Origin of the sequence: Segatella maculosa DSM 19339 = JCM 15638 (assembly GCF_000382385.1) — a bacterium.
Lineage (GTDB): Bacteria > Bacteroidota > Bacteroidia > Bacteroidales > Bacteroidaceae > Prevotella > Prevotella maculosa.
In genome coordinates this window covers 18,283-31,756 of the sequence record NZ_KB908321.1, presented here as the reverse complement: position 1 = coordinate 31,756, position 13,474 = coordinate 18,283, and the positions used below count along the sequence as shown (strand labels likewise).

Annotated in this window: 12 protein-coding genes; 7 read left to right on the top strand and 5 right to left on the bottom strand. The window is 48.0% G+C overall.

Translation table 11 applies throughout. The features are described from left to right. The 5 genes from purT to H164_RS0103750 are packed head-to-tail and all read left to right on the top strand — an operon-like array spanning window position 1 to window position 4,417. Complete coding sequence (gene purT, locus H164_RS0103770; RefSeq protein ID WP_019967385.1) at window positions 1-1,161, top strand: formate-dependent phosphoribosylglycinamide formyltransferase; 1,161 nt, start codon at window positions 1-3, stop codon at window positions 1,159-1,161. A gap of 15 nt (window positions 1,162-1,176) precedes the next feature. Further along, on the top strand, window positions 1,177-1,587 hold the full coding sequence (locus tag H164_RS0103765) for a sugar 3,4-ketoisomerase (protein ID WP_008565043.1): 411 nt from the start codon (window positions 1,177-1,179) through the stop codon (window positions 1,585-1,587). Next, on the top strand, window positions 1,575-2,507 hold the full coding sequence (locus tag H164_RS0103760) for a GNAT family N-acetyltransferase (RefSeq protein WP_019967384.1): 933 nt from the start codon (window positions 1,575-1,577) through the stop codon (window positions 2,505-2,507). The genes H164_RS0103765 and H164_RS0103760 overlap by 13 nt, the downstream gene beginning before the upstream one ends. Further along, entirely contained in the window at window positions 2,504-3,604 is a 1,101-nt protein-coding gene (locus tag H164_RS0103755; protein WP_019967383.1) for a DegT/DnrJ/EryC1/StrS family aminotransferase, read from the top strand. Before H164_RS0103760 ends, H164_RS0103755 begins: the two co-directional genes overlap by 4 nt. Window positions 3,605-3,622: 18 nt before the next feature. Beyond that, window positions 3,623-4,417 (top strand): TlpA family protein disulfide reductase, encoded by a 795-nt coding sequence (locus tag H164_RS0103750; protein ID WP_025830299.1) that lies wholly within the window; start codon window positions 3,623-3,625, stop codon window positions 4,415-4,417. A 216-nt stretch (window positions 4,418-4,633) separates the two neighbouring features. Here the strand turns inward: H164_RS0103750 and H164_RS0103745 are convergent, their stop codons facing one another. The 4 genes from H164_RS0103745 to cdd are packed head-to-tail and all read right to left on the bottom strand — an operon-like array spanning window position 4,634 to window position 7,873. After that, the gene (locus tag H164_RS0103745; protein ID WP_019967381.1) at window positions 4,634-5,209 is read right to left on the bottom strand and encodes a LutC/YkgG family protein; all 576 of its coding nucleotides are present in this window, start codon (window positions 5,207-5,209) and stop codon (window positions 4,634-4,636) included. Window positions 5,210-5,228: 19 nt separating this feature from the next. Beyond that, window positions 5,229-6,602, bottom strand: a complete 1,374-nt coding sequence (locus tag H164_RS0103740) for a lactate utilization protein B (RefSeq protein ID WP_019967380.1) — start codon at window positions 6,600-6,602, stop codon at window positions 5,229-5,231. Between the two features lie 24 nt (window positions 6,603-6,626). After that, on the bottom strand, window positions 6,627-7,364 hold the full coding sequence (locus H164_RS0103735; RefSeq protein WP_019967379.1) for a (Fe-S)-binding protein: 738 nt from the start codon (window positions 7,362-7,364) through the stop codon (window positions 6,627-6,629). Window positions 7,365-7,390: 26 nt separating this feature from the next. After that, entirely contained in the window at window positions 7,391-7,873 is a 483-nt protein-coding gene (gene cdd / locus H164_RS0103730; protein WP_019967378.1) for a cytidine deaminase, read from the bottom strand. A gap of 503 nt (window positions 7,874-8,376) precedes the next feature. Here cdd and H164_RS0103725 point away from each other — a divergent pair. Next, entirely contained in the window at window positions 8,377-10,491 is a 2,115-nt protein-coding gene (locus tag H164_RS0103725; protein WP_019967377.1) for a DNA topoisomerase 3, read from the top strand. Between the two features lie 50 nt (window positions 10,492-10,541). Here H164_RS0103725 and H164_RS15855 read toward each other — a convergent pair whose 3' ends face one another. Next, window positions 10,542-10,754 (bottom strand): hypothetical protein, encoded by a 213-nt coding sequence (locus tag H164_RS15855; RefSeq protein WP_238315296.1) that lies wholly within the window; start codon window positions 10,752-10,754, stop codon window positions 10,542-10,544. A gap of 378 nt (window positions 10,755-11,132) precedes the next feature. Here H164_RS15855 and porE point away from each other — a divergent pair, with 378 nt between their 5' ends. Further along, window positions 11,133-13,181: a PorE family type IX secretion system protein gene (porE, locus tag H164_RS0103715; protein WP_025830300.1), complete on the top strand. Its 2,049-nt coding sequence runs from the start codon at window positions 11,133-11,135 to the stop codon at window positions 13,179-13,181. Window positions 13,182-13,474 lie beyond the last annotated feature (293 nt).

The following is a 13,474-nucleotide window of genomic DNA, read 5'->3' as shown; positions in this document are numbered from 1 at the left end:
ATGACAAAGAAAATCATGCTTTTGGGCTCCGGAGAGCTTGGAAAAGAGTTTGTAATTGCTGCAAAAAGAGCAGGACTTCATGTCGTTGCGTGCGATCGTTACAATGATGCACCAGCCATGCAAGTGGCAGATGAGCGCGAAGTCTTCAGCATGTTGGACGGTGACGCCCTTACTGCTGCGGTCGGAAAGCACCATCCTGACATCATAGTTCCAGAGATAGAGGCTATCCGAACAGAGCGACTTTTCGACTTTGAAAAACAAGGAATCCAAGTTGTTCCATCAGCTCGGGCAGTCAACTTCACAATGAATCGTCGCGCCATTCGTGACCTTGCATCACGCGAATTGGGCTTAAGAACGGCCAAATACTTCTATGCCAAAACCTTTGAAGAGTTCAAACGGGCTGCTGACGAAATAGGTTTTCCATGCGTGGTAAAGCCATTGATGAGTTCAAGTGGGCACGGACAGAGCTACGTTCACAATGAGAATGAACTGCAAACCGCCTTTCATGAGGCCATGGAAGAAGGCAGAGGCGATGTGAAAGAGGTGATTATTGAAGAGTTCATCGACTTCGATTCGGAGTTCACTTTGCTCACTGTGACGCAGGAAAACGCCCCAACTATCTTCTGTCCACCCATCGGACACGTACAGAAAGGCGGTGACTATCGAGAGAGTTGGCAGCCATTTCAACTTTCGAAAGAAGCCTTGAAGCAAGCTGAAATGATGGCAGAAAAGGTCACAAAAGCACTGACGGGACAGGGTATCTGGGGTGTTGAATTTTTCACAAAACAGGGGGAAGTTATCTTTTCTGAACTGAGTCCGCGCCCACATGACACAGGCATGGTCACCTTGGGGCACACAACGAACCTCAATGAATTTGAACTTCACTTGCGAGCCATCATGGGTTGGCCCATTCCTGCTATTCATTTGGAGCACAAGGGCTGCTCGGCCGTTGTTCTGGCCAAGGAGAATGCCGACCATGAACCTGCATACAATCTCGTAGAAGCACTGAAAGAAGACCGCACACGCGTGCGTATCTTCGGCAAACCCGACCAACATACAGGCCGCAGAATGGGGGTCGTGCTATGCTATGGCGACCTCGATGCCGACATGGATGCCCTGCGTGAGAAGGCAAAACGCGTGGCAGCGACCATCATCAAATAAGGAAACAGCCAACACATGAAGTCATTAGGCCAAATCATAGACCTGCCGAAGATCATCGACCCCCGTGGAAATCTGACGGTTGCACAGCAATATACGCAGGTACCTTTCGGCATTCGGCGCGTCTATTGGACCTATGATGTGCCTTCAGGTGAATGCCGTGGCGGGCATGCTCACCGTCATTGTCGCGAGTTTATCGTTGCCGTGAGCGGAAGTTTCGATGTGGTTCTCGACGACGGACAAAGCAAAATAACCCATCATCTCAACCATCCTTATCAGGGACTGCTGGTAGATACGGGCATTTGGCGGACGCTTGAAGACTTTTCTTCGGGTGCCGTTTGCCTCGTATTGGCCGAAGATGAATTCGATGAAGCAGACTATATCTACGACTATCAACAGTTTCTCGCCTACTTGAAATGTTCGAAATAAAACCCTATACGCCCAAGTTGAAACCCCAATGGGACGCTTTTGTCGCCGCATCAAAAAACGGGTTGTTTCTCTTTTATAGGGATTATATGGACTATCATCAGCGTTTTACCGACCATTCACTCCTCATCTACCGGCGTAACAAACTCTATGCGATCTTGCCGGCCAACCGAGAAGGCGACACGCTCTGCTCGCATCAGGGACTCACTTTCGGCGGTTTGATTGTCAATTCTCATTTCACTGCCACCGAAGCCATCACCATTCTGCGCCTCATCAATACCTATCTACGCGACGAAGGCTTGCGAAAAGTGGTCTACAAAGCCGTGCCTTGGCTTTATCAGCAACAGCCTTCCGAGGAAGACCTTTACGCGATTTACCGTACAACCAACGCCAAATTAGTGGCCAGAGACATAGCTTCTGTCATCAAACTTCATGTGCCCTTGCCTTGCTACCGCATACGGAATAGCGGCATGAAAAAGGCAAAACAACTTGGTATCATCATCGAAGAGAGCGACCGTTGGGCCGACTTTTGGCAGCTATTGACACAGAACCTGCAAACGAAATATCATGCCGTTCCCGTCCATTCCTTGTCGGAAATCAAACTGCTCAAGGCGAGATTTCCCGACAACATCCGTCTTTTCACGGCCCGACTTGACGGACTTCTCGCCGGAACCGTTGTTTATGAATACGGCGACGTGGTACACACACAATACATATCGGCCTCGCCGAAAGGTAAACAACTGCATGCACTTGACCTGCTTTTTGATGAATTGATTCACAATGTCTATCGAAACAAGACTTATTTCGACTTCGGTAAATCCACCGAACGGCAGGGATTGACGCTCAACGAAAGTCTGATTTACCAAAAAGAAAGCTTCGGTGGGCGTGCCGTTTGCTATGATTGGTATGAATGGAACCTATGAAAATCAATTATCTTTCCCTGAAACGTATCACCCGGCAACATGCTGATGAGCTTCGCAAAGCCGTGAACCAAGTCGTCGATAGCGGTTGGTATCTGCAAGGAAAAGCCACGCATGACTTTGAAACGGCCTACGCCCAATACATCGGAACACGGCATTGTATCGGTTGTGGCAACGGACTTGATGCGCTGATTCTCATCTTCCGGGCCTACAAGGAATTGGGTGTTCTGAACGAAGGTGACGAAGTTATCGTGCCAGCCAACACGTATATCGCCTCTATTCTCGCCCTGACAGAGAACAGATTGACCCCGATCTTGATTGAACCGAATGCCGAATTGCAAATCGATTCCACGCAGATTGAACAGGCTATAACGCCCAAGACGCGTGCCATTTTGCTTGTGCATCTCTATGGAATCTGTGCTATGAACGATGCCATCCAAGCTATCTGCCGTCGCCACAAGCTGCTACTTGTCGAGGATAATGCCCAAGGTCACGGGCTGAAATGGAACGGATTGCGCACCGGAAGCATAGGAAATGCCGCCGCACATAGCTTCTATCCGGGTAAGAATATGGGTGCTTTCGGCGATGCAGGTTGCGTGACAACGAATGACGAAATGCTTGCAAATGCAGTGCAATCTCTTGGAAATTACGGTAGCAATCACAAGTATGTTTTCCCCTATCAAGGCCTCAATAGTCGCATTGATGAGGTGCAAGCGGCGGTCATAATGGTTAAACTTAAATACCTTGATGCCGATAACCAACGACGCAAAACGATAGCTCTTCGCTATCTTGAAGGCATCGAAAACGAGCGAATAACGCTCATTCGACCGACCAATTCCGTGTTCCATATCTTTCCAATCCTTTGTGAACAGCGCGACAATCTGCAGGCTTTTCTCCATCAAAAAGGCATCGAAACAATGGTCCACTACCCTATCCCACCCCACCGGCAGGCTTGTTTCAAGGCATGGAATACGCTGAAACTGCCGATAACCGAGCGCATTGCGCAAACCGAACTCAGCCTGCCATGCAACCAAGCCATGACCGACGAGGAGGTGGAAATGGTCATTCGAGCCATCAATCAATGGACAGAAACATACTAAAAACATAAATAACAAATCATGAAGTACTCATTTTTCAAAACTGTTTTTGCCTCGCTACTGCTGCTCCTTATGCTTTTTACACCGAGAACATGGGCGCAAGAGGCACAAAAACAAGTGCCGGCTATCATCATCAACGGCCGTTTCTTCAAGCAAGGACTGCCAATACAGGAGATTTTTTCCATTCAGAAAGGAATGCAACACCTATCTGACGGCGAGAAACATTCGGCATTGCGCGTGCTCGTTTCGGCTGATTTCGTTATTCCCGAAGCATGGAAGAAATATGAAATCGCACGGGAAAACGTTGTTAATGCCGACAAGTTCGAAGCGGCAGCCCATCTTTTCGACGAGATGGAAGCCGCGACTCACAGCGGAGACAAACAGCTGAAAGCACCCGAAATCGGGCAGGAGCTGCCGGGAACATTCATGCTTCACGACATCGACGGCGGCACATGGACGCAAGATTCGCTGCGAGGACGCGTGACCGTTGTCAACGTTTGGTATTCAGGATGCGGTCCGTGCCGCAAGGAAATGTCAGAACTCTCCACATGGAAAGAGCGTTTTCCGCAGGTAAGATTTCTTTCGGTAGACTTCGAAACACCCGAAAAAATCAGACAGATTACAGAGAAACAAGACTTTACTTGGACACACTTGGCTCGCGACAACTATTTTACGAAGTGGGTGGGCAGCGAGGGTTATCCGCTGACCCTCATACTTTCGGCCGACGGAACCCTGCAGTATATGGTTCACGGAACAAACGAAACGATTCGCAAAGCGCTTATCCTGCAACTTGAAAAACTCGTTCCAGAAAAGTGAAAACGCCTTTCTGAAAGTGCAAGAAAGCCTATGCAAAACATAGGATATGAAAGGTTGGCGCACAAAATGGTTTATTTCGGCATACAATCTCAGCCATATTGCGACGCAATCTCAGCCATATTAGCGCGCGAAATGGCTGAGATTGCAAGGTAAAATGGTTGAGATTAGCCTGCAATATGAATGATTATTACGAGCCGGGGTAGCAAAGGCGATTTGTCAACCCACCAAGATGACCGTGACGGAACGGGCAGCCTGTGCGCCCATGACAAGCGATTGCTCGATGTCGGCCGTCTTGCTGGGCCCGCTGATGAATGTTCCGAAGCCATAGTCGGTCATCTTTATCCGCTCATAGGCTTGATGCATGTTGTCAACCAGCTGGTTTCGGTTGAGAATGATGACCAAATTCTCCGAGATAAAGCACACGGCTTTCTCCTTCATCGTTTGAGGTACCCACACACATGCGTTCTCTGCCACGCCGATTTCGCCGCGAACGATGCCTACATCGGTTCCGTTCAGCGCGCAAGCCTCGTCAACTGTGTCGGGATTTCGGTCGGCCTTGATGCCCGGAAGATGGCTTGCGATGACCTTAGCTTCAGGATATGCGCGGCGGATAAGCGCATTCAAGTCGTCCGTTTCTTGGGCTTCTATCACGTTGCCTCCCACGGTTTGCGTCATTTCAACAAACTGTTTGACAGTGTCGGGATAGGTAATGCCATTGATATTCATGTCGGGCATGTCGTATTGCTCACGCGTATTGGCGCGCAATCTATCGAGAAATTCTTTCTTTTCCATACTTGCAAATTACATGGTTTCACTTCACCTTACCCTGCTTCCATAGCTGATGAAACGACTTTTTGGCAAATTCGGGCATCGCATGACCAATACCCCAAGGGTTGAGACTACCAATTTTGGTCAGCTGTTCGGGCACCCTATTGATGAAAGGAGCGAACTTTAAGGCCGTCTGATAGAGCATCGGCGAGTCGAAAAGCACTTTCATTCCCATCGACATCACCTCTTTCATCGGGTCGGCCTTGCCTATACTGTTGAGCATCTGACGCCAAACATAAATCTGACTGCCCGGTACTACCTCGGCGGGACACACGTTATCGCAGCTCAAACACAGCGAACAAGCACTCACGTTGCCCGCATATTTCCGAGCATCATGCAGCATACCGAGGTTCACACCGATAGGCCCCGGAATGAAATAACTGTAGCTGTAGCCGCCACTTCGACGGTAAACGGGGCACGTGTTCATGCAGGCGCCGCAGCGAATGCACTTCAAACTCTCCCAATGTTCGGGGTTGGCGAGAGTGTCACTGCGCCCATTATCAACCAGAACAACGTGCATTTCGGCCCCCGGACGCGCCTGTCGGAAGTGCGAAGTGTAGGTAGTTGTGGGCTGACCCGTACCACAACGGCAGAGCAAACGCTGGAAAACAGCCAGCGAGGCATAGTCGGGTATGAGCTTTTCTATGCCCATTGAGACGATGTGTAGCTTGGGCATGGAGGTCGTCATATCGGCATTTCCCTCGTTGGTACACACCACAATGTCGCCCGTTTTGGCCACACCAAAGTTGCAACCTGTCATTCCTGCCTCGGCATTCATAAACTCTTCGCGCAGATGATGACGTGCACAACGCGTGAGATACGTAGGATCGTAGTTGCCTTTCTCATGCGAAATGCCCTTTTCTTCGAACATTCTTCCCACTTCTTCGCGCTTCAAATGAATGGCAGGCATGACGATATGGCTCGGCCTTTGGCCCAGAAGTTGAATGATACGTTCGCCCAAATCGGTTTCCACAACGTCTATTCCACGGGCCTCAAGATAGGGATTCATCTCACATTCTTCCGTCAGCATAGACTTCGATTTCACCATTTTCCGCACACCATGCGACTTGAGTATGCCATACACAATGGCGTTGAATTCATCGGCATCCTTGGCCCAATGCACGATAACTCCACGACTTTCAAGATTCGAAGTGAACGTCTCGAGATAGTCGGCAAGGTGGGTTATGGTGTGCTTTTTGATGTTGCTTGCATGCTCGCGCAGGGCTTCCCACTCGGGCAATTGGTGAGCTACGTCGTCGTGTTTCATGCGAACCGACCAGAAAGTCTGGTCATGCCAAGTCGTTTTCTCACGGTCCTTATTGAATAGGGCGGCCTTCTTTGAATGTTCTGTGCTCATAATTTCATCTCCTGTTCAACTACATTAAAGTCCGACAGCCAGTATCTGGGTCACGTGAACGAACTTGATAGGTTTCTTTTCGCGCTTGGCAATGCCCGCCATATGCATCAGACAACTGCTGTCGGGTCCCGTGACAAACTCGGCGCCTGTGGCAATATGGCGGTCAATCTTATCCTCTCCCATGCGAATAGAAACTGCCGTTTCCTCCACCGAGAACATACCTCCGAAGCCACAACACTCATCTTTACGCTCCGGTTCCTTGATCGTGATATCCTTGAGAAGCTTCAACAAGTCGATAATCTTGTTGAAAGGAGGAATATTCCGCTCAGAAGGGGCGGACAAACCAAGCTCCCGCACACCGTGACAACTGTTATGTACACTCACCACATGGGGAAAGTTGCCCGGCAAAGAGGTGATTTTAAGCACGTCATGCAGGAACTCCACGATATCCATTATCTTCTTTGAAGACAGGCATTCGTGCTCTCCTTTCAGCAAACGGGGGTAATACACCTTCACATAAGCGGCGCAAGAGGCCGACGGAGCCACCACATAATCGAAGCCACGGAACATATCATCGAACTTCCGAGCCAATGGTTTTGCCATGTTTTCAAAGCCGGCATTGCCCATAGGCTGACCGCAACAAGTTTGCTTTTCGGGGTAGTCAACGTCGACTCCGAAGTGTTTTAACAACTTGTATGTAGCAATCCCGGCCTCCGGATACAGTGCATCGACATAACAAGGAACAAACAATCCAACTTTCATAATGCTTTGTATAAATAATTTTTGCGCTATTTCCTCATGTTTTCATCGACGAAGGCGAACGGCAAAAGATCCTTCACGCGCTGCAGAACATACACCCCCGACGTGCCATAGAGCAAGATACGAACATCTTGTTTGTACCGGTCTTCCATCTCGAGCATCACTTGTCGGCAGGCACCGCAAGGCGTAATCGGGTCCGACAGGAAGCCTTTTTCGTTGTGAGCGACAATAGCCAAGGCATCAATCGCCTGCTCCGGATAATGCGACTGCGCAGCGAATATGGCCGAACGCTCGGCACACAGTCCCGAAGGAAAAGCCGCATTCTCTTGATTGGCACCGATGACAACCCGCCCGTCATGCAGCCGCAAGGCCGCCCCCACATGGAAATGGCTGTAGTTGGCATAGCTGTTCTTCACCGCAGCCTTGGCACATTCGATGAGCTTTCGGTCTTGTTCGTTCAGTTCATCAAGTCGGCAGAAATCATATTCTATTTCAATCTTCAATTTCTTCATGCTGCTTTTTATGTTGTTTAATACTATTCACAAAGATACAAATTAAATCGAAGTAACCACTCCCTTCTGGACATTTTTTTTAGCTTAAGCCGATACGCCGAATAAGCATGTCTTATGACTCAGAACGGGAGGGAAGCATATTTCCATCCGCATCTCCTGCGATTTCCATCCGTATCTCGTCGGATTATCTCCATGGTGATAAGACCTTATCTCCATGGTGATAAATATTTATCTCCACGGTGATAAGAATTTATCTCCATGGAGATAATTCAATTAGATACGGATGGAAATCATAAAACATACGGAAGAAAATGGCTTTCCTCCCTATCATAAAAACGTTTACATGCCTATCTGAAAACATTTGCGTGCTTATCTAAAAACACGTGAATGCCGTTTAATCTCCCTTTTCCTTATAATATGTCGTCAAGAATGAACGTTCAAACGGCTTTTCCTTACTATTTTCAACAATAATTCGTATCTTTGCAAGCCTAAACCGATAAAGAATGATTGTCTGTATTGCCGAGAAACCGAGTGTAGCAAAGGATATAGCACGCATCTTGGGAGCTACGACTGCCAAGGATGGATACATGGAAGGAAACGGATATCAGGTCACATGGACTTTCGGACACCTGTGCGAGCTGAAAGAACCTAACGACTATAGCGAGAATTGGAAGCATTGGAGCCTCGCTGCCTTGCCGATGATTCCGCTGCGATTCGGCATTAAACTCATTCCCGATGACGGCATTAAGAAACAGTTTTCGACCATTGAAAAACTCTATGCAGGTGCAGATGAGATTATCAACTGCGGTGATGCCGGGCAGGAAGGAGAGCTGATTCAACGTTGGGTGATGCAGAAGGCCAACGTGAAATGCCCCGTGAAGCGGCTTTGGATATCGTCAATGACCGACGAAGCCATACAACAAGGCTTCCAAAATCTTAAGGATCAGCAGCAATATCAACCGCTTTATATGGCTGGTTTGAGTCGGGCTATCGGCGATTGGCTGTTGGGTATGAACGCAACCCGACTCTACACGCTGAAATACGGACAGAACAGGCAGGTGCTAAGTATCGGCCGTGTGCAGACACCGACACTGGCTTTGATTGTCAATCGGCAAAAGGAAATCGACAATTTCAAGCCAGAACCTTATTGGGTTTTAGCCACTATCTATCGCGACACGCAGTTCACGGCCACCTCGGGTAAGTTCACCAGCAAGGAAGAAGGCGAGAAAGCGTTCGCCACTATCGATGGGAAACCTTTCACCATCAAGAGCGTTCAGAAGAAGAAAGGCACCGAAGTGCCCCCTCATCTCTATGACCTTACATCGCTACAAGTGGACTGTAACCGCAAATTCGGCTATTCGGCAGAGACGACTTTGAACCTTATCCAAAGCCTATACGAGAAGAAATTCACGACATATCCACGTGTCGACACGCAGTATCTGAGCGATGATATCTATCCGAAATGCCCGCAGATACTCAATGGTTTGAGTCAATGCAAGATTGACAGTCAACCAAAATACATGCCATGGATAAAGGACTTGGCTGCCATGAGCAAGAAGTTGCCCAAAAGTAAGAAGGTTTTCGACACGAGTAAGGTCACAGATCACCACGCCATCATACCGACCGGAGTTCCCGTGAAAAGCCTTACTATCATGGAACAAAACGTGTTTGACCTCGTTGCAACACGCTTTATCAGTGCTTTCTACCCTGATTGTAAGTTCTCTACAACCACGGTTCTCGGTGAAGTTGACGGCATAGAGTTCAAAGTTACAGGCAAAGAAATATTGGAACCCGGGTGGAGAAGTCTCACGGAAAGCACCTCCTCAAAGAACGAAAAGAGTGATACGCTTTCAAATAACATGGCTTCTCAAGAAGAAGAACAACCCACTTCCCCTGCTCTTCGAGGTGAAATTGGAGGAGAAACAGCCGCTCTTCCCACTTTCACTAAAGGCGAAAGCGGACCTCACACGCCTACACTTACGGAGAAACAAACCACGCCTCCGAAGTTCTATACAGAGGCTTCGTTGCTCCGTGCCATGGAAACTGCGGGCAAATTCGTAGAAGATGACGAGCTGCGTGCAGCCTTGAAGGAGAACGGTATCGGTCGTCCTTCGAGCCGAGCTGGCATTATTGAGACGCTTTTCAAACGTAAATATATTCGCCGTGAACGCAAGAATCTCGTGGCAACTCCTACGGGAATAGAACTCATTGACATGATACATGAAAAGCTACTCACGAGCTGTGAACTCACGGGTATATGGGAAAAGAAGCTCCGCGACATAGAACATCGGAAGTATGATGCCTCACAATTCATCGAAGAATTAAAGGCACAGATCTCGAATATCGTGAATGATGTGCTGCGTGACAACAGCAATCGCCGCGTGACTATACTCTCCGATGAGGACTTAAAGAAGAAAACAAAAAAGAAAGCGACGCCAAAATCTACCGAGAAAAAGGTCTCTACAAAGAATACTTCTCTGAAACCGAGCGACGAACTCATTGGGAAACCCTGCCCATTATGTGGCAAAGGACACATCATCAAAGGGAAAACTGCTTACGGATGCAGCAGCTGGAAGGAAGGTTGTAAATTCGTTTTGCCTTTCAATGACAAAGCATAGACGACATTCATCAAGGTTAATGACCATTAGGTGAATGCCTGATTTCACGCTTAATTCTGCTTTTTCAAGAAACTTTCTATGGCTTTCCGGCTCCTCAATGAATCGGTTCCACTTCCATAATAACCTCTGTAAAGTGTCTTTCGAAAACCTAACCACCTCTTATATACTGATACATAATCACTATTTGTGGCAAAGGACGCATAGTCAACTACAACTTCATACTCCTTATCTTGATAGAGAATCTCATACGTTCTGCCTGTCATTACATAACTATAAAATAGCAAATGCAACACCAAAACAGGCAAACTGAGCCATGACATAGCGTATAATGCTTTTGTCACGGCATTCGAATTACGCCGACTTTGCACATAAAACCATCGGATTATCAAGGCACAACACGACGTTGGACCAAGTAGCCAAAGAGCATCATTCATCACATCTGGCCACGCAATATTCAAGAAAAGCTGTGGGATTTCCAATGCAAGGCACGTCCAAAACACGCCTATCAGAAGTCTAACAAAATACTTTTTTATCTTCATATTGACCTTATCTGCGGGGCAAAGATATAAAAATCTATCAGAAATACAGGGCAAAACCCACTGAAAACTATAATATAACCCCATGCTTTCCGTTATTTTCATATGCAGAAACATCACCTTATTATATATATTACAGCCCTCTTTGCCCTCACTTCCTGCGGCGTTGAACGCGCCATGAAGAAAGCCGAACAGCATCAAGCCATAGGAGAATACTACGAAGCTGCACTGCAATACCGCAAAGCCTACCAGCAAACACCGGCTAAAGATGGGGAAGTTCGCGGTCAAAGGGCCGTGAAAATGGCACGCTGTTATGCCAAAATAAACCAAACACAGCGGGCCATTCCGGCTTTCAGAAACGCCATTCGTTACCGACAGGCCACGCTCAATGACCGTCTGACCTACGCGCGATTGCTGCTGAAAGACGGGCAATATAAGGCAGCAGAAAAGGAGTTCCTGGCCCTGAAAGACTCGCTTCCGCACGACACATTGGTCGTGAACGGCCTGCAATCTGCCCGTAAAGCACCCGCATGGAAGAAGCTTGGGAGCAGCTATACCGTGAAGAAGACGGCCTTCAACTCCTATAAAGCCGACTACTCCCCCATGCTTTACGGCAACGATTTCAGCCAATTGTACTTCACGTCCACACGAAACGATGCACAAGGTGACGAATTAAGCGGTATCACGGGCACGAAGAACGGTGACATCTTCGTCTCCGAAAAGAACGATAAAGGCCTGTGGAGCAAGCCCGAACCCGTTGATGGAGCCATCAATTCGGCCTTTGATGAGGGGGCATGTAGCTTTTCTCCCGATGGAAGAACAATGTATTTGACACAATGTTCCACTGACCCAACGTTCCCACGTTACGCTAAAATCATGACTTCCGAACGTAGTGATGCCACATGGAGCAAGCCAACTGAACTGCCTATCAGCCGCGACACACTCTCGCTTTTCGCCCATCCGGCCGTCTCTCCTGATGGGAATTGGCTCTATTTCACTTCGGATATGCCGGGCGGAATGGGCGGTCTTGACCTCTGGCGTGTGCGTATCACGCCCGCAGGATTGGGCGGAACGGAGAACCTCGGAAGCCCAATCAACACACCGGGTAATGAAGAATTTCCCACATTCCGGCCTAATGGAGACCTTTATTTCTCAAGTGACGGACATCCGGGATTGGGTGGTTTAGATATCTTTATCGCCCATTTTGATGGGCAAAGTCATGTAACCCTCACCCACCCCGGCTATCCCTTGAACAGTAACGGTGATGATTTCGGCATGACGTTCGAAGGCCCTCACAACCGCGGATACTTCGCTTCGAACCGCAATGACAGCCGGGGATACGACCATATCTACAGCTTTGAATACCCAGAAATCGTGCAAACGGTCAAAGGTTGGGTATATGAAAAAGACGGATATGAGCTTCCTCATGCGCAAGTTTACATGGTGGGAAACGACGGAACCAACCTAAAACTAAGCGTAAGAGGCGATGGCTCGTTCACACAGACGCTGAAACCGGGAGTCGATTACATTTTCCTTGCCACCTGTGATGGCTTTCTCAATCACCACGAAACCCTCAACATTCGCCCCACAAAGGCTTCCGAAGAACACGTTTTACAGTTTCCTTTGGCCTCAATAACGGCCCCCGTGCTCATCGACAACATCTTCTACGACCTCGATAAAGCCACACTTCGCCCCGAATCGGCACAGGCTTTGGACCAGCTTGTCGCTCTTTTGAACGAGAACCCTCATGTGACTATCGAACTTGCGGCCCACTGTGACTACCGCGGTTCGGCTGAATACAACCAGCGATTGTCGCAACAAAGGGCCGAGAACGTGGTGCGTTACCTCATCAAAAGCGGTATTGCTGCCGACCGTTTGACGGCAGTTGGCTATGGTAAACAACGTCCGAAAACTATCAAAAAGAAGCTGACCGAGCAATATACTTGGCTGAAAGAAGGCGACCAACTCACGCCCGCTTTCATCGAAAAGCTTGATAAAGAACAGCAGGAAATATGCAATCAACTGAACCGACGCACTGAATTCAGCGTGCTTCGAACAACATACGGCATGTTCGATAAGGACGGAAAGCTGAAGAAAGAGCCTGAAAACAAACAGAAGAAGAAAGGAAAAGAAGAGACTGAAATCTATTTTTGAGCTTCAAAGACGTTTCATCTGACTGATTGATCCTTTCACCTTTATTGTCAAATAAATTCATATCAGATTTGCATTCGCCTTGAAAATGTATTATCTTTGCTGTAGGGAAAGTCCATTTAGGCTTTCCCTTATTTCGTATATAAGCATACAAACAGAACAAAATGCATGAAACGGCCGATGTTTTCATATCAAACAAGTTTCTAAAATGCATCAGATTACACGGCAAAATGACGTAGTTCGTAACGCAATATGACTTTGATTAGTTTATAAAGTGAATGAAAACAGAACGCAAA